This window comes from Dictyobacter arantiisoli, assembly GCF_008326305.1.
GTDB lineage: Bacteria > Chloroflexota > Ktedonobacteria > Ktedonobacterales > Ktedonobacteraceae > Dictyobacter > Dictyobacter arantiisoli.
This window is the reverse complement of sequence record NZ_BIXY01000009.1, coordinates 12246-29116: the sequence shown is the minus strand read 5'-3', so window position 1 is coordinate 29116 and position 16871 is coordinate 12246. Positions and strand designations below refer to the sequence as shown.

Below are 16871 nucleotides of genomic sequence, written 5' to 3'. Positions count from 1 at the left end.
ACTTGTATTGCGCTTTGTACGGTGTCTTGAGTAATAAGAAGCTAATAGATGTTGAGCAGGGAAGGGTAAACTAGATGCCACAACTGAGTGAAGTAATTCAAACGGAAAACAGTCTTTATTCCGTCCGTAGTGATGGATCATCGATGTTTGCGTTGAAAGTACGAGATCCATATCCCACTCTTGCACCCGCACATTCACTCTGGATGTATGTTCGTACGGATCCCAACAAACAGATTAGGTCAGACCAATGGGGTTTTTTGAAGCTGGATGGAAAGGATACCGTATCGCTTCCAATGGTCACTACAGATGAATTAACACGCAAAGCACATGCGGCTGATTTTCTTGAATGGCACGGTAGTTTAATTGCACCACTCCAGAGCGAGAATGACCTTCTTTTAAACAAGCGTATAGAAACGTTCTTTTCTGATCTGGAGGAGCACCAGCAAAAGTTACAGACAGCTCAGACAGCTATTGAATCTACAGTAGAGAAATCGTTCCAGCGTATTCAAGGTGAAGCGTCACGAGTCGTAGCGCTCACGGAGGATGTATCCAAGTTGGTCGCAAAGGAAACCAAAGAAATATCCAAACATAACCAAACATTGCTAGATGTTTTCGCAAGGAAAGAACAGACTTTATCTGCTATTGTGGAGACAAAAACGCAAGATTTAGAGGTGAAAGTGGCGACACTTCAATCTGATTTGGTCGCTCAGAAACCGCTCAGTATGGAGAAACATCGCCAAGACGTGACACTAAAATCATTTATCCTGGCGCTGTGTTTGTTTCTTTTAATGATTATTTTTGGAATTGTAATCCTGTATGCTCCTCGCATCTCTAGCACAAATGGCATTCTTGTTGATGTAATTAGTGGGGTTGTTATCGTGCTTTCGCTTATTTTTGGGTGCATATTCGTTTGTGCAACCTTCTTCTTTTCTCGATTGAAGACGGTTTGATATGCCTTTACGTAGAGAGAGGTGTCCCAAAGACCACCACTCTCTACACCTGGAAAAGGGAACCTCAGCTTAGCGTGCGACAAACCTAAACTTGGGGTAACTGTTTACACTGCTCAGCGTTTGAACACATACACGATGCGCTGCCAGATTGTCTTCTTCATGCTGGATGCGACCGCATTTTGTATACGAGTTTGTGTTGCAACGGATTGGAGCTGCTCTATAGCTTCGTTGAGCAGTTTGTTTTCAAGAGCCTTCTCTTGCTCTGGTGTGTAGTTCTGTTCTGACATTGGAACTGCTCTTTATGATGATCGACGTTTTGCATAATAGAGTTTCAATCCCTGACTGATTTTGGCTCCCACTTCTTTGCGCTCAAGCTCGGTCATGAATGCCAGGTGACGACCTCGATATTGAGCCTCTTGCATTGCATCCACTTCAGCACGGATACGCCAGTATGTGCGCTCTTGGCGCTTCTTTAGAGCCTCTAAAAATGCCTTGGCTATCTTATCCCCGTTGTGGAGTGCTCCAAGTAAGATAGAATGCCCTACTTGCGTCTTACGTGCATGCTCAAAAACAGGAGAGGAGATGTCTATGCTTGTCTCGCGAGCAGCATAGCGCTTATTGTTTCTCAGCTCCCAGACGGGTAGCTGGAGATAACTATCATGGATGCCACATATCACTAAACCGAAAACTCCCATATCCTCTTTGTCGTCGAGATGGTAGTGGTAGTAGTCAGAAGAACGCGCTAGCACTACGGCATGCTTCGATCGCTTGAGCAGGTCCGCCACCTCCGGATCGTTGGGTTCATCCGCATCACTCTGATTAAAAAAAGCATCGCATTGATCAGCATGCTCGTACAACTTACGGGTAATCTCCTGTACTTTTTCGGCTGGCTCGCGACGTATCACTGCAATGCTATTGTTCGTCCTGCTATGCGGGATAAGCACATAGCCAGCATTGATGTGCTGGCTATAGAGTGCTGCCCATGATTTTTCTCGTGTATATCGACTAAATGGGCGCTCTGTCATTAGACATCATCCTCTTGTCTCATAGGACCGTTAATCACGCGAAGAGGGCTAGTGTCTGGACTCTCGTTTGGACGATCTTTAAGGGATTTAACTTCGCTCAAGATGTAGTGGAGTGTTGATTTGACCTCCTTATCCTTCTCAGACTCGCCAACGAGGCTTTTTGCCGCCTCCGCTAATTGTGCTTGTTGCTGGCGCATAAAAGCGACTTGTAGCCTCGACCATTCAGCCTCTCCCTCGTACTGAGCTTTTGCCTTTGCTATCCTGTTTTGATTTTCAAGACGAGCTAACTCTTGCTCAGTACGTAGTACATCCATTTCCATAGCCGCTTTTTGTTCCGTTCGTTTCTGATTGATCGTAGCGGCTTGTGCGCGCTCTTGAACGTTGATAGACTCCGCGTTGATGACGGTTATTTTTCTTCCCTCCCCTTGCAGAAGCTTCTCTGCAAACTGAGTCTTTTGTTCTTTAATCTCTAGTGCCCTCTCGGAGTCGTCCGGTCTTTCATCAGCAATATAGGCGGTATAATAATCAGCAACCATTGATACTGCTGCTCGCACTATCGCTATAGTCACAAGCACGGTTATCGATGCTTTCGTCGTATCGGATTGAGTGACAATAAAGAACACTTGCGTCGTTGCAATGAAGATAGAAAGCAAGTACCAGACGTTCTTGATCGTAGCAAGCTTTATCTTCTCCTCACGGGTCATACCTCCGTTGCGCTTCGCCGCTCGTGAGCGGATCATGTGAGCGGCGAAAGAGACCGTTACAAGTGTCATCTCTGCAATAATCGATACAGCCAGCAACGTCGCTGCGTAAAAGACATTATGGTCTCGCATAAATGACCATAAGACAAGGAATATCTCCATGACCGTCGCGACCGCAAACAGAAGAGGACCAATTAAAGCCCAGTTCTGATTGAGCGTAGCCATGATTTTATGCTGACGAGACTCTCCGAAAAGAATATCTGCACTTTCATCTTCAACTTGCTGGAGCGCTTGTTCAGGTGTGTGTGTTACCAGCGATACATTGCCAGCCTGGACTCTATTTAAGTTACCAGCTGCCGCCGATTGTTGACTTGCCTGGGACTGTTGACTCGTAGTTGGCTGGTTTGTCTGAGGCGGGCTTGCAGTCTGGACTTGCTGTTTATTTCCAGATTGCCGCCCCTTAAATGGGTTGACTTTATCAAATAATCCCATTGGGTTTTCACTCCTAATTTTGCTCGTAAATTTGTAAAAATCGCGCTGGTTAAATCAGGTAATACTCAGGTAATGGGGGTGTAGAAAAGCGAGCTTAAAAACCTACGATCGTGACATCGGTATGTCGGAAGACTGTCACGATTTTACTTTGTTTTTAGCTCGCTTTTTGATCGCATTATTTGAGGTGCAAATTTATGCTGATTTTTCAGACTTACCAGGCGTGTGTGCAGGGGCATCTTTAGAAGTGCCGGACTTCATCTTTTCCTGAAGTTTGGTCAGGCGTGCCTGCTGACGCTGGATGCGCTCTTGTTCTTGAGTCGCTCGTTGCTCTTTCTTCGCTTTGTCCAAGGCACGTTTGCCGTCCTCAACTGCGATGAAGTCTGCATGTGCTTTGATGACTGCGCGAAAATGCGACGCGGCACGGGGGCTTGCGTCTTTGTCGTCTGCAAAGGCTTTGAGGGTGGACATGTTGTCTTTGATGCTTTTGTATTCAGCGTCGGTCAATAATGTTACTGCCATCGAGCTGTCCCTTTCATTTGTAGATTTGATCACACTAGTAAATAGTAAAAAAAGGTTCTACTATTTACCTCTATACGCACATAAATTTCTTACGCAGGTATGCCACCCCATGCAGAAGGGGTGGCTATCAGCATCTCTCGTTTTACTCTTTTCTCCAACATGTATCTATCAATACATCTGGCTCCGGAATATGAACGACTGGGAGATAGTCTCGGCAAGCCTGCACCATTGCACCTTGTAAGATGCGTGTTGCCTCTTCGACGAGATCACTTGGACACTCCAATACAATCTCATCGTGCACTGTCAGCGTAATATGCACAACCTCTGGAAGTGTGGTATACAGCAATGCGAGAGCACGTTTGAGTACATCCGCATTGGTACCCTGGATCGGGTGGTTCTTGGCTGAGCGTTCAATGCGTCCACGCTCGCTCTGGCTTTGAATCGATGCCGTTGGAAATGACCTTTTTCGCCCTGATGCTGTTGTCGCATAGCCCTTCCGCAATGCGCTCGCCGCCGATTGTTTGAGGAACCGTGCAACTCCTGCATAGGTGTCGAAGTACTTGCGCATTAGAGAACGTGCCTCGTCGAGACTCACTCCCGTTCGCCCTGCAAGCCCAGATGCCCCCATGCCATACGCGAGGCCAAAGTTGATCGTTTTCGCAATACTGCGTACCGCTACGCCTTTGTACAGGTGTTTCTTGGTATTGGTCTCCTCTGGTAACCCAAACATTAGCTTGGCTGTCTCCGCGTGCAAGTCTTTCCCTTCCGCAAAGAAACGAAGCATTGCCTTGTCCCGTGCAAAATCAGCTAAGATACGCAACTCTATGTTACTGAGATCCGCCGTGAGTAACACGTTACCTGGCGCTGCCACAAAGCATTGGCGGAGATCCACATCATCGCTTTCCTCTTCTGCTTTCTTGGGAATCTGTTGTAAGTTGGGTTTGTTGCAGATTATCCGGCCGGACACTGCCCCAATCTGGCGAAAATCGGCGTGAATGCGTCCATCTATCTGGATATGTGCTAGAAGATTTTCCCCAAATGCATCGCAAAAATGTTGCAGTTTGCGCCATTCCAGCAACGGTTTGATGATCGATGCATGGGCTTTGTGCACCTCTAGCGCTTCCTCACGGGTACTTTCCACGTGGATACCTGCTACCGCGAGCGCTTCTTTCAGGTCATCCGCAGATGAAAGGTTGATGGGTTTCCAAGGATCAACTGGGCAACTTGGTCGAACCTTGGAAGGAGAACTCCAGATGTTGCGAACAGCTTGCTGATACTCTTGATATGTTGCTGCGCGAGCGTCTCGCAGAGGCTGTATAAGTCCCTCTTGCAGCACAGGCTCTAACTCTGCCTGTCGTTCACGCTTGGCTTGAAGCACCTTTTTCCATCGCGCAACATCGATGAGCGCCCCATGAACTTCCATTGCTGCCAATGCAGGGAGCGCGCTATTCTCTAACGCGACAACCTGTGTAAGTTGCCCTGCCTCGATAGACGCGCGCTGTTTTCGAAACACGTGGTAGGCTTGCACAACATCTTGCCGCATATAGGTGCATTGGCCTGCAGGGAAGGCGGCACTCCAATCTCCCGGCCGGCGGTCCAGATCGATGAACCAGGAGCGCTCTTCCTTGTGCATCTCTCCTAGCTGGTAGTGCGCCACCGTCGCTTTGAGAGATATCTCCCGATGTTCGAGCAGCTGCTCTGCAAGCATCGTATCGTAGACACTGCGCAAGCCGATGCCGAAATGGACTGCCAGGAACTGCCAGTCAAATTTCAGGTTGTGCCCGATCCAACAAATCTGGGACTGATGAAAGAATTGCTGAAGCGCGTTCCGATAGGTCCATTGTTCCATTTCCGACCAGTGATAGTACGGACGCGTGTCGATGATCACGGTCTTCTCCGGAGTCCCAACTGTGATACTAACGACCTTGCAGGTACGTGCATTCAACCCCGTAGTTTCCAGGTCTATCGCAAGCTCTGTGTGATCATGGAAGCACTGTTTAAGCAGCGCAAGGGATTGGCTTGACGTGAGTGGCTGATCTAGCTGACGTTCCCAACAGGGTATGCAGTAGCATGCACCCGACGGAGTATAACAAAAATCTCGATCTTCGGCGTCGATTGGTGTCTGACAGGTAGCGCAGGTATCTGGCGCGGATGCAAGGGATGCTTTTGCTTCTTGCGCCAATGTCATGAGCAGCTCGGCTTTCCGTTCCTGGAGTTGTGTCTTCAGTTCGGGAGTACAAACGCCCTTTGGGGCATGAATGTGCAGTTTCCCCTCACTGCTCGTCACCTCGATGCGTCTCTGTCGTAGCTCCGCAAGAAAGTCCAACGTTGTGATATCTTTCATAGCTCAATATCCTCCCATTCGGTTGCACTTGCGAGGGGTTGACCCTCAATTTGGGGCGTTTGTACCCTTTCTTGTGACATTGAAGATGGGTCAAGCCCGCTTGGAAAGCCAACTCGCGTATTTTTCGCCTCGCTGAGAGTGGGCATTTGCGAGGGGTTGCGGAGGTTGTAGCTGTCGTCTGTATACGCATTTTCCTCAAGGAGATTTTTTTTCTCACACGTGACTGGTACAACCTCCGCAACCCCTCGCAAAACTCTCCACAGACTCAAATTGCGGTGTTTCTCGCGCATCTTTTCTAGATGAATATTTTCCGAACCGAAACATTCATCAACCCGCCTATCAAGCGCCTTTCCGAGGCGTACTTTGAAGCTATTGGGCTTGTCTTTGAGGGCAATTTGGAGGTTCGCAGGCAACGATTCTGCCAGGTCAGAGTCGCATTTTTCATCACCATCCCCTGCAATGTCATTACCACCCCTCGCAACGGTAATATACTGGAAAAGATTGGCGCTCGTGACCCACTCCTCGCCAATGGTTTCGAGCCACGATTGGAAAAAGCCTTCCCATTGCGCATTGTCTTCGTCGGCTTCACCATAGAGGGTGTCCAGATTAGAAAGGAATCCGGTTACCCCGGCATACTCTAAGATCCCGCCCACGGTTTTGCTCCATCCGGTAAAGGTGCCCAATGCGGGGATATGATCATACTGGGGGCTCCCTGCCACAAACCAGGCACGCGCCAACGTGAGCAGGGCGGAAATCAAAGCCGGGCGGCGCTCTGCAATCCAAGTGATGAGATCGCTATGTGTAAACCCCACTCGCATCCATGGTCGAGAAACTTTGGGGTCCAAGCGGATACGATAACAACGGCGTGCTAGATCACCGCCAATTTTGATATTATTCCCGGTTGCCAACCACGTCGCGCGTTGGGGGACGTTTGTCATTTTGGATTGTCCTAGAATGCGCCCTCGCCACATATCGGCGGTGAGCACTGCTTCAAGATGGCTTGATTGGAGACGACCAGCAATATTATCAATCGTGATAATAGTCGTGCCTTCAATGAGAAGTGATGTGATTGCTTTTTGCATCTCTTCCGCGCTGTCTGACATCGTAAGAATTACTGCGCTATTTCCCGTGGCAATTGTCGAAACGCCATCGCTGAGCAGGCCTTTGCCAGAGCCCGGCTTGGGAGCGTCAATAATCGCGAGCGGAACGTGGCGTTTCACCGCCGGCCGAATCAAGGGTGTCAGATAGAGACCGAGCGCGTTGGCTTTATCAGCATCGCCCACATACGAGAATTCACCAATGGCGTCCCAGATCAGTTTCAATGCCGCCTCGCGCTCTGCCAGCGTTGGTGTGGATGGAATCGCGCATGCCTCCATTCCTTCCTGTGGAGCATAGTAGAGTCGGGTTTTCTTGTCATAGCCAGGCTGATCCACAATCGTGCCATCCGGACGCAGGACCGGTGTTTCGACGATCCCAACGAGCGGGGGGAACGGCAAATAGGGCTTTTGCGTCTGTCGTGCGAGGATCTGCTCTGCCACCTCCTTTGGTGGCGAGACCGCGATTTTGATATAGTCCTGTTCCGCACCAGGAACCTTTTTGAGTCGGTAGTAGTTTGCGGAATGTGTGAGTGCTTCTTTGATTTCATTGATACCCATCTGGGCAATCCAGGGACGCTTCGTCTCATTCCAAGTGATGCGGACGAGGCGCGCTGATTGTAAGAAGAGCGTGGGGTTTTTTCGCTCTTGTCGCAAAATGGCTGCAATGGCTTGATTCGTCACATCACGGAGTTGATCACCACCAATGATAATATCGGGCAAGTCTTGGGGCGCAGGAGTAGCTACACCGACGTGTGTCCCTGTGTCTGCGCCACCCCTGCCACCGTCATTGGGGGCAGGTTGTGTTCGTGGTGCAGATGGTTCCCAGGGGCTGCGTGCCCTTTCTGCGAAGGCACTACGCACGCTGGCGTGCGCCTCCTCCAGAGTATAGGGTTCATGATGCCCTTTGCTATTGGTCGATGGAACCCGTTGGACATAGTCTTGAAGAACCACCTTCGCGGATTCCAGGGGGAACGCATTATCTCGCAGTTGGCAGGCCAACCAAAAGCCAGCATCATTGCGACCGGTCCCGGCTGCAATTGCAGACAGGGCACGCTCCAGCAGTATCCTTTCGAGATTCCCATGGGGTTCCGATGGGGAAACAGGCTCATCTTGTGGCCTCATCTCCGGAGCTGCAAGGAGTCCTAGGAAGGTACGAAGGTTATGCGGAAGAATATCTACCGTTTCCAGTATCGGTTCGCGTACCCAGATATACGGTCCATTGGTATTCCCGCCACAGAATGCGCCATAGCCCCCATCAGCGCGGATATCTAGACCGGGCCAGCGGTCCCCCAACTCTTTTTTCGAGATGCTATTGAGGGTGGGAACATGCCAACCGGGATGTTTGAAGTAGACATGGTAGCCACCGGACCCGGTATGAACATGCGGATTCAATCCAAGCTGCTGGCACGTCTCTTTGCCCTCCTTCCGATCAAAATCAAGAAGGAGAACCCCACTTATTGCACCGGTGACAACAGCCCAAGCAAAAGGCGTGTAAATTTTTTGCCAATTCAGAATCTCTTGCGGAGAGGCACATCGACTCTGGAATCGCTTCCAAGACAACCGTTTCGGTGTACCATCTTGATGGAATCCCCCGACTTTGGGTGGTCGCTTTTCCTCGTCGAGAGGGATGATAGACCAATGAAGCCGTTGACTCGCTTCAAGCGCAATTTGAACTGGGACCGGCTCTGTCCAAATGTTTGGTGATGCTAGAGTGGTCATTGTAATCCTCCCGATACACCGCCTGCCAGTGAGGCAAGCACACGCTCCATTAATAACTTCATGACCGGCGGTGTTACCGCATTTCCCAGTTGCTTGACCTGCTCACGATGGGTTCCCGTCACAACATAGTTTTCAGGGAAGGCCATTGCTGCTTGAATCTCTTTGGGTATCAGCATCCGAAAGCCACAATCCTCTATATCTGGGGCCGCATTCTCCGTCGTAACGAGGGCATGCCGTTCAAGCGTTGTCACCGTTGGCGCGGCTTCATGCACAGGAAGGAGCTGTCCATGATTGTAGTAGGTCATCAAGTACGCCTGTGCCTGCGGGGGGAGGATGATGCTGTGATGGTTTCCAGCTGCACACACAGTGGAAAGGGGCCTGGTGATACTTCGTGGGCGATATTCCCCCAGATGATCAAGAATAAAAGGTGAAGGCACACACAAGGCCATATCCTGTCGCGTGGTTTGAGTAGGAAAGGGGACCTCAGAGGCCGATGTCACATAACTTGCATGCCCACAGACACCATGAGAGGTCTGAAGCAAAAAAGGATGGTTCTCTCTCGTAAACTTTTCCAATCCATACTTGATGCGGTTCTGTGTCTTCTCCTTCAATGGTTTTTTTCGAGCACCAATGCGCGGTGCAGGCACAGACCAATCAATTGCCGTCGCGGCCGCATAGTAGTATGGTATTACCTCCTGTGCACAGCGTGGGCAACAATAGACATATTGCTGTTTGTATTTGCCATAGCGGCGTGTTGGATTTTTCCAGCATTGAATGGATGCAACATCTTTGGCACATGGGCCACAATGAGCAGCTGGTGTGATTTTGAGGTTCGGGCGTCGGTTACCACGTTTCCAGGCTACAAAGTACATCCGATCTCGACTCTGAGGCGTTGGATGGGCGTGCATTGAATTGAGGTACACCACCTCGAAATCGTAGTCGAGGCTACGCCACGCCTGTAACCATGCTTGAAAAGGTCTCCAAAGATGGACATCCACCACATTTTCGAGAATAACGGCTTGGTAGTTGTGGCACTCCGCCCAATCCAATGGTGTCCACATAGTACAGCGACTGCGTTCCTCTGCCGCTGTTGCCAGATCTGAAGCGCCTGTGTCCCACAGTTCTAATTGGCCTTGCCCCGTGCGTTTTCGCCCTTTGGCGAGGGTATGCTCGGTACATTCAGGACTCCCCTCTAGGATGGTCGATCCAGGGAAGCGGCGTGGATTCGCCATGTGCAAGTCAGTCAAGGCATGTGTGACCTCAGGATAATTCGTGTTGTGGGTCTCAATAGCCCGTGCCCAATGATTAATCGCGAGATTGACCCGTGCTCCTGCCTGAATGGCACCGGTGGTACTCCCACCGGCTCCACAAAACATATCAGTGACCGTAATATCAAGCGTCATGCGAGCACCTCACTCTCTGCAAACTCATCGAACAACGTCCTTTGCGTTTTCTTCTGAAGTATCCGCTCTAGGTTCTTCCGTGCAGCTTTCACGTAGCTTTCCTTGAGTTCAACCCCAATGAAGTGCCGTCCTAAGCGCAGTGCCTCATAGCCTTCGGAACCAATGCCGGTGAAGGGAGAGAAGATCGTCTCACCAGGATTGCTCCAGAGCTGAAGCGCGCGCTCAATCACATCTAATTGCAAGGGGCAGATATGCTTCTCATCCGGGCTTTCCCGTGCCTGCTCAACGTTGAGCACATGTGTTTGCCGAATATCAAACCAGACGGGGGACGCATAGCGTTGCCAGATCTCTAGAGGAAAATCCTCTGTGGTGTGAGTAACCGGTTCGATCTGTGCCTCTTCCTCTTCAGTGTGTGCCCATTTGCGGAAAATCAAGAGATATTCCGCCAGGCCTTGCCGCGAAAAGGTGCTATCCGCACGCAATTGCTTATAGAGCAAGCCATGCGCTTTGGTGCGCTGCATCTCGATCACCGGGTCCTTCCAGATGGTCACTTTTGAGTGATATTGCCAGCCGGCCGTACTGAAGTGCCGAATGAGCTCTCCAGAGAAATCTCGAATGCCAGCTGCGCCATCGCGAGATTTGTAGTTGATCAGATCCTTACAATGCACTGCGCACAGGCGTCCCGGTCGAGTGATCCGGAGCAATTCAGGGATCAAGAAATCGAAATGGCGGAAGAACTCCTCATCACCTGCCGAGTTTCCCATGTCCTCAACGGCATCCGAATAGATGTAAAGATTACTAAAGGGTGGGCTAAAGATGCTGAAATGCACGCTTTCCGCTGGCAGCTGCTGGGTGACCGCCACACAATCACCATGATAGAGTTGCCACTGTTCTCCTTGCTCTACAGTGAATGTCTCGTGCCGTTGAAGATCCAACGCATCGTGTGCAGGCAGCGCAGCCGTCTGGGTGTTCATGGCATCGCTCATTTGGAGATGCGCCTGTACCTTCCGCTCTAAGGCACTCACGAGTGGGCCTTCGGTCTCTGCTGCGACGATGATCACCTCGACGGGATGCATTTGGCCGAAGCGATAGAAACGCCGAACCGCTTGATAGAAGTCCTCAAAGGAGTAGGATAGCCCAACGAATGCGGTATGATGGCAATGCTGCCAATTGAGTCCATATCCAGCAATGCCTGGCTTGGTGATGATCACACGTGCGTGACCCATTGTGAATGCGGTGAGTGTCCGCTCTTTGGCGTCGAGACTATCCGAACCGCGTACCTCTACCGCATCCGGAATACGTTTCGCCAGCTCGTCGGCTTCATAATTGGTGTTGCACCAAATTGCCCAGGTCTCTGTAGTTCCATTCACCAAATCGGCAACGGCCTGCGCTCTGTCTGGTGCAGTGAGGCGCATCTCTTTATGCAAGTTCGTCGCTGAGAGGACTGGAGCGCGGAAGAGTTGTCCTTGCTCCATACCGGTAGTGATGTCGGTATCAATGTAGTGATGCGTGATCCGCAGCTCTGGCAAGGTAAATCCTTCATCAGAGCACCCCAGATCAGAGGGCTTGCGTAGCGAGATAGCCCAGGAGGAGATCCACTGCCAGAAGTCGTGCGAGGCGTGCCCTTTCAGGCGATAGTGACCATTCTGCATGGTATCATTGATAAACCACCGCATGAGCATCTCGCTAGATGGCATAATGCCAAGGAACTCGCTGTGATTGCCAATCTCCATCACATCATTGGGTGCCGGGGTTGCCGTGCAGCAGAGACGATACGGCGTGCCAGCAAAGGCCTCCACCAACGCTCGTTTCGTCTTGCCCATGTACGATTTCAGAATACTGCTCTCGTCGAGCACGACACCAACAAAATGAGCAGGATCAAAGTGCGCAAGCATCTCATAGTTGGTGATGTTGATCCCGGGTTGCACGTCCGCCTGTGACCGACAGATGTGGACCGATAGGCCAAATTCCCCACCTTCCTTGACGGTTTGGCGTGCGACTGTGAGGGGGGCCAGTATGAGCACATCACGGTTGGTTCGTTGGTGAATCACGTGTGCCCAGATGAGTTGCATACCAGTCTTACCCAGGCCACAATCAGCAAAGATAGCGGCTTGTCCCTGGTGAAGTGCCCACTGAACGATTACTTGTTGGAATGGGAAAAGCCTGGGATGCAGTTCGGCGCACGAGATCTCGATCCCGGCGGGCCGTACACGCACTTGCTTCGTCTGTAAAAATGCCTGATAGGTTTCTCTTGTGCTCATGCGTGCACCTCCCCCTGTGAGGCAACGAGGGCCTCCATGACCAAGGTAAAGACAACTTTCCGATGGCAACGCTCATAATCTTTGCAGGCACAGAGCAGCTTCAAACTGATGCCTTGTCGGAGCAACTGCACGAGCTTCGCCACAGAGAGATCCGGATCAAGCAACTGAATAGGTGATCCAGGAGTTTTATAGTTGACGTTGCCTAAGGCCTTGATATGCGTGTAGCGCAGTCCATATACTGCTTGAAGTGCGGTGCTATTCCATTCCGGCCGCCAACGAGAGTAGGGCGTGTAGCGAATATCGATCAGAGCAGTACGTGGTTGAGCCAAGTACTGTGCAAGGTGCAATGCTGCATCCTGCTCTGTATAGCCAATCGTGGTCAGCGCGCCTTCTTCGGGTGCTCTGCCTGGCAGAAGCGAATTCACTGGATATTCTTGCTGCATATGAAAGGCCTGAAGAGATGCCAAACGTTCTGGTGTCATAATTGCACCTCACCTTCGATAAGCTTGCCCTCTGTTTTGAGTTGGTCGTAACAAACCTTGCAGCAGGAGTGGTAGTAACTTCCACTACTGTCATCCCCATACTCTGCAGTACACCCAATCTCTGCATAACGCTTGTGGCATTTTTTACAAAGGAAGGAATATTGCCACAAACTAGGGGGACCATAAACCATTGCAGTAAGCGATTCGAATGCTTCACGCAGTTGCGCACGGAATTCCTTTTCGTGCTCTTGCGTAAATTGCCCATACGACAAGAGATCGATATATTTCTCTTGCAGCAGACGTAAGGTATCAAGAGCCTCTTTACGGGGCATGCGTTTCGGCGTTCCTTTCAAATGTCGTCCCATTATCGTATGCCCCCCTTTATGAGCTTCTTAATGACTTTCTGAGCCTTCTTTGCCTTCGTCTCTGCTTTCGCTTTCGCGCCATCCTCTATTGCCCTGCCTATCAGATCAGAGGCTTCCCCCGATGTAATGGTTGGAGTATAGGCAATGTTGTATTTACGTAGCATGTAGATCTGGCCTTTAGTGACAGGGTTACTACGCCAGGGTGCATTATTATCAACAAGAACCAACTTTTTCTCGCTTGATTGAAGAAGTCGTGCTTTCATTTCTGCATGCTGTTGAGCCCACTCTAACGTGGAGTCTTTCAGCCATTGCTGCTTCTGGAAGTCTGGAGCAAGCTTTGCCCACACGGAATAGTAACCATCTTTCTCTTCCGAGGGGGTCAGGTAGATTTTATGCTGGTGTACGCCCACCTCTAGGACATATGCGCCGTTAGATTGACGTTTCCAAGGCATTCGGTCCAACATATTGAGAAGGAGATCCTGCGTGCGCCGTGAAACCTTTGTTGTCCGTTCCTCTTTTTCGTGTTCTTCTGCTTCCATTTCTGTGATCTCGCGCTTCTTGGCCTCGATCACACTCTCGCCGTCGAGAAGGGATAACTCTAATGCCTTGCTTAATGTCAGAGGTTGAATACGATGTTTGAGGCAATTGTCCGTGATATCCAGGATTACACAGTCGTTTTTTTCAGGGGCAAGGCGGGTTCCGCGCCCAACGATTTGGACAAAGAGTGCTCTTGACTTGGTAGGACGTGCGACGATAATACAAGAGGTTTGTGGAGAATCATACCCCTCGGTAAGCACGCCACAATTGCACAGTATCTGTATCTCACCGCGTTCATAATCATGGAGGAGACGTTTCCGTTGCTCTGGTGCAGTATCACCACTCACAACGGCCGCACGCACGCCAGATGCATTGAACGCATCCGCCAGATGTATTGCATGCTCCACAGTCACTGAAAAACAAAGAGCTTGGCGTCCTTCACAGTGCTGGAGATATGCTGCAACAATACGATTATTGCGGTCATCTGTATCAACAGCAACTTCTAATTCATCCAGTTTAAAATCCCCAGCTTGCGTATGGACGTTATCCAGTGATGTCGTAGTCGGGATTGCAATCGCACGCAGATCGCAGAGGTAGTGCTGCTCAACCATATCGATGATTGAAGCTGTAAAAACGGGCTCACCAAAGATGTTCTCAATATTCTGCTTGTCCAGACGGTCCGGGGTTGCAGTCACTCCAAGCACGAAGGCATCCGGAAGCGCGTCTAGAACTGCTTGATACCCATTTGCCGCACTATGGTGGCATTCGTCAATAACGACCAGCTGGTACCCAAACAGTTTCAAGTTCTTGAGGTGTTCAGGGCGACTAATTGTTTGAACTGATGCTACAGTTACCGGTGCCCCATACTCATGGCGTCCAGCTCCAACCTGCCCAATAATAGCCGTCGGATCAATCATTCGGAACTTATCAGCAGCTTGTTGAAGGAGTTCTTGACGATGGGCAATGATCAACGTGGTGAGGCCAAGACGTCGGGCCACTTCAGCAAACACCACCGTCTTTCCGCCTCCCGTTGCGAGAACCACTAAAGTCTTGCCACCAATAGGCTGGCGCTTATATGCTGCCATGATTTGATCAATGCATGCTTCCTGATACGGCCGTAACAGAATCGTTGAATGCTCTGCAATAGAAGACGCTAGCACTTGGCACCTCCAACACAGTAGGCAGCAGAGGCAGGAGTTAAAAGCGTACGCAGTGCGGACAGTGCCGTTTTGTTGTAATAATGGGCATTGGCAGGCCGGGGTGATTTCGGAGAAAGTAGACGACTCATTTCGTTGAGCGTGATGGGTGTATCACCTAAACCCAAGGTGTAGCATCGACGAATGATTGCTCGCTGCTTTTCCGGAAGGGTTTCAATAGCCTTGTAGAGGTCTGCATAGATTTCTTCTGGGGTCGGTGGAACCTCCAGGCGTAGTTCAGCAGTTTGCAATGCGGCACAAAACGTTTCGCTTGCTTCTAATTGGGTATCTAAGCTAAGGACGGGAATGGGGTCTTGATACTGATGGCACGTTCTAATCGTATCGGCGTCGCCATGCAGGTAATATTCAATCATGGTACGCTTTGCCGCTTTCATCAGATAGGCATAGGGGTCCTCTTTGGTTAATGCGACATCGAAGATTTCTATCACCGTAATGCTAGCTTGATTGGCGAGGTCCCCGCATTCAACGCTATGCTTGTTGTGGAAATGCGTAAAGATGAATTTGGAAGCCATTGCTTGCAAGCGTGGGAAAAGAGAGAGGATAATATCATCCTTTGCAGCCTTCTCTCCCGCTCGTGCTCGTGCTACTAAACAATCCTGCTGCTCGTGAGTAAGCTGGATATGAGGATGGTGTATCATGGCATCTTGCTCCTTTGGTTGCTTGACGCCAAGTCCTCTCTGCGAGTATGCTACACCGAGGACTTGACAACGCTTGGAATAGTGGTTTTAAAAGTTTCATGAGCCTGGTGGAGTGCGCTAACGCTCCTCAGGCTTTTTACGTCCCGAATGACGCATTTAGGAATGGGAGCCCTTCAAATTCAATGTGCTAACGCGTTCATTCTTGCCTTTTGGCATTCAACAATGTATTTCGAAGTTCACACTCTATATTTACCATGAAATTAGGTGCCTGTCAATGGTTTTTGGCGTTCAATTTACATTATAGGAAATTGTTATACATTCTGCTATAATTAAAATAGTAAAAGAGGGCTAAAGATGAAGTTTAGAGGAGGCTAAAATGTATGTAGACCAGCCCGCATCAAATTTATATGCGGAAAACAGAAGAGTTGTGATATTGCCAATAGGAAGCTGTGAGCAACATGGGCCACATTTACCAGTGGATACTGACCTACGTATTGCCCAGCTCATCGCAGAAAAGCTTACAAAATCATTCCCCAGTGGACAGGCGATATTGTTGCCTGCAATCCCTTTTAGCTGCTCTTGGGAGCATAAAGGATTAGGGACGTTAGCATTAAGCACCAGCACACTTTCGGCTATTCTCTATGACATTTTCAATGTGCTAACGCGTTCATTCTTGCCTTTTGGCATTCAACAATGTATTTCGAAGTTCACACTCTATATTTACCATGAAATTAGGTGCCTGTCAATGGTTTTTGGCGTTCAATTTACATTATAGGAAATTGTTATACATTCTGCTATAATTAAAATAGTAAAAGAGGGCTAAAGATGAAGTTTAGAGGAGGCTAAAATGTATGTAGACCAGCCCGCATCAAATTTATATGCGGAAAACAGAAGAGTTGTGATATTGCCAATAGGAAGCTGTGAGCAACATGGGCCACATTTACCAGTGGATACTGACCTACGTATTGCCCAGCTCATCGCAGAAAAGCTTACAAAATCATTCCCCAGTGGACAGGCGATATTGTTGCCTGCAATCCCTTTTAGCTGCTCTTGGGAGCATAAAGGATTAGGGACGTTAGCATTAAGCACCAGCACACTTTCGGCTATTCTCTATGACATTG

15 protein-coding genes are annotated in these 16871 nt (G+C 49.8%); 3 read left to right on the top strand and 12 right to left on the bottom strand.

Annotated features, from left to right (window positions below; genetic code table 11):
* The first annotated feature begins 74 nt into the window (after positions 1–74).
* The gene (locus F1593_RS04570; protein ID WP_149400368.1) at positions 75–950 is read left to right on the top strand and encodes a hypothetical protein; all 876 of its coding nucleotides are present in this window, start codon (positions 75–77) and stop codon (positions 948–950) included.
* A gap of 113 nt (positions 951–1063) precedes the next feature.
* On the opposite strand, the gene F1593_RS28175 is transcribed toward F1593_RS04570, so the two are convergent.
* The 12 genes from F1593_RS28175 to F1593_RS04515 all read right to left on the bottom strand — a co-directional run bounded on the left by F1593_RS28175 (position 1064) and on the right by F1593_RS04515 (position 15750).
* Complete coding sequence (locus tag F1593_RS28175; protein WP_172631855.1) at positions 1064–1237, bottom strand: hypothetical protein; 174 nt, start codon at positions 1235–1237, stop codon at positions 1064–1066.
* A 12-nt stretch (positions 1238–1249) separates the two neighbouring features.
* A complete protein-coding gene (locus F1593_RS04565; protein WP_149400367.1) occupies positions 1250–1975 on the bottom strand; it encodes a hypothetical protein in 726 nt (241 codons plus the stop codon).
* Positions 1975–3168 (bottom strand): MFS transporter, encoded by a 1194-nt coding sequence (locus F1593_RS04560; protein ID WP_149400366.1) that lies wholly within the window; start codon positions 3166–3168, stop codon positions 1975–1977. Before F1593_RS04560 ends, F1593_RS04565 begins: the two co-directional genes overlap by 1 nt.
* Positions 3169–3360: 192 nt before the next feature.
* Complete coding sequence (locus F1593_RS04555) at positions 3361–3687, bottom strand: hypothetical protein (protein ID WP_149400365.1); 327 nt, start codon at positions 3685–3687, stop codon at positions 3361–3363.
* Positions 3688–3829: 142 nt separating this feature from the next.
* A complete protein-coding gene (locus tag F1593_RS04550; RefSeq protein ID WP_149400364.1) occupies positions 3830–6031 on the bottom strand; it encodes a DNA polymerase in 2202 nt (733 codons plus the stop codon).
* On the bottom strand, positions 6028–8847 hold the full coding sequence (locus F1593_RS04545; protein WP_149400363.1) for a bifunctional DNA primase/polymerase: 2820 nt from the start codon (positions 8845–8847) through the stop codon (positions 6028–6030). The genes F1593_RS04550 and F1593_RS04545 overlap by 4 nt, the downstream gene beginning before the upstream one ends.
* Entirely contained in the window at positions 8844–10250 is a 1407-nt protein-coding gene (locus tag F1593_RS04540; RefSeq protein WP_149400362.1) for a DNA cytosine methyltransferase, read from the bottom strand. The genes F1593_RS04545 and F1593_RS04540 overlap by 4 nt, the downstream gene beginning before the upstream one ends.
* Positions 10247–12511 (bottom strand): DNA methyltransferase, encoded by a 2265-nt coding sequence (locus tag F1593_RS04535; RefSeq protein WP_149400361.1) that lies wholly within the window; start codon positions 12509–12511, stop codon positions 10247–10249. The genes F1593_RS04540 and F1593_RS04535 overlap by 4 nt, the downstream gene beginning before the upstream one ends.
* Positions 12508–12993, bottom strand: coding sequence for a DUF488 domain-containing protein (locus F1593_RS04530; protein ID WP_149400360.1), 486 nt, complete (start codon positions 12991–12993; stop codon positions 12508–12510). The genes F1593_RS04535 and F1593_RS04530 overlap by 4 nt, the downstream gene beginning before the upstream one ends.
* Positions 12990–13358 carry a hypothetical protein gene (locus F1593_RS04525; RefSeq protein WP_149400359.1) on the bottom strand — a complete coding sequence of 123 codons (369 nt, stop codon included), beginning with the start codon at positions 13356–13358 and terminating at the stop codon, positions 12990–12992. Before F1593_RS04525 ends, F1593_RS04530 begins: the two co-directional genes overlap by 4 nt.
* Positions 13358–15055 (bottom strand): DEAD/DEAH box helicase, encoded by a 1698-nt coding sequence (locus tag F1593_RS04520; protein ID WP_268907012.1) that lies wholly within the window; start codon positions 15053–15055, stop codon positions 13358–13360. The genes F1593_RS04525 and F1593_RS04520 overlap by 1 nt, the downstream gene beginning before the upstream one ends.
* A complete protein-coding gene (locus F1593_RS04515; protein ID WP_149400357.1) occupies positions 15049–15750 on the bottom strand; it encodes an RNA polymerase sigma factor in 702 nt (233 codons plus the stop codon). Before F1593_RS04515 ends, F1593_RS04520 begins: the two co-directional genes overlap by 7 nt.
* 376 nt (positions 15751–16126) lie before the next feature.
* On the opposite strand from F1593_RS04515, the gene F1593_RS04510 reads away from it, so the two are divergent.
* Together F1593_RS04510 and F1593_RS04505 are read left to right on the top strand one after the other, a co-directional pair.
* Complete coding sequence (locus tag F1593_RS04510) at positions 16127–16525, top strand: creatininase family protein (RefSeq protein WP_149400356.1); 399 nt, start codon at positions 16127–16129, stop codon at positions 16523–16525.
* A 129-nt stretch (positions 16526–16654) separates the two neighbouring features.
* Positions 16655–16871, top strand: a 217-nt coding sequence (locus F1593_RS04505) for a creatininase family protein (protein ID WP_216368776.1), incomplete at its 3' end; no start/stop codon positions are given.

What these genes read in the sequence shown, in the direction of transcription:
- F1593_RS04570 (WP_149400368.1), top strand. Translation starts at nt 75, where the DNA reads ATGCCACAACTGAGTGAAGTAATTCAAACGGAAAACAGTCTTTATTCC.
- F1593_RS28175 (WP_172631855.1), bottom strand. Translation starts at nt 1,237, where the DNA reads ATGTCAGAACAGAACTACACACCAGAGCAAGAGAAGGCTCTTGAAAAC.
- F1593_RS04565 (WP_149400367.1), bottom strand. Translation starts at nt 1,975, where the DNA reads ATGACAGAGCGCCCATTTAGTCGATATACACGAGAAAAATCATGGGCA.
- F1593_RS04560 (WP_149400366.1), bottom strand. Translation starts at nt 3,168, where the DNA reads ATGGGATTATTTGATAAAGTCAACCCATTTAAGGGGCGGCAATCTGGA.
- F1593_RS04555 (WP_149400365.1), bottom strand. Translation starts at nt 3,687, where the DNA reads ATGGCAGTAACATTATTGACCGACGCTGAATACAAAAGCATCAAAGAC.
- F1593_RS04550 (WP_149400364.1), bottom strand. Translation starts at nt 6,031, where the DNA reads ATGAAAGATATCACAACGTTGGACTTTCTTGCGGAGCTACGACAGAGA.
- F1593_RS04545 (WP_149400363.1), bottom strand. Translation starts at nt 8,847, where the DNA reads ATGACCACTCTAGCATCACCAAACATTTGGACAGAGCCGGTCCCAGTT.
- F1593_RS04540 (WP_149400362.1), bottom strand. Translation starts at nt 10,250, where the DNA reads ATGACGCTTGATATTACGGTCACTGATATGTTTTGTGGAGCCGGTGGG.
- F1593_RS04535 (WP_149400361.1), bottom strand. Translation starts at nt 12,511, where the DNA reads ATGAGCACAAGAGAAACCTATCAGGCATTTTTACAGACGAAGCAAGTG.
- F1593_RS04530 (WP_149400360.1), bottom strand. Translation starts at nt 12,993, where the DNA reads ATGACACCAGAACGTTTGGCATCTCTTCAGGCCTTTCATATGCAGCAA.
- F1593_RS04525 (WP_149400359.1), bottom strand. Translation starts at nt 13,358, where the DNA reads ATGGGACGACATTTGAAAGGAACGCCGAAACGCATGCCCCGTAAAGAG.
- F1593_RS04515 (WP_149400357.1), bottom strand. Translation starts at nt 15,750, where the DNA reads ATGATACACCATCCTCATATCCAGCTTACTCACGAGCAGCAGGATTGT.
- F1593_RS04510 (WP_149400356.1), top strand. Translation starts at nt 16,127, where the DNA reads ATGTATGTAGACCAGCCCGCATCAAATTTATATGCGGAAAACAGAAGA.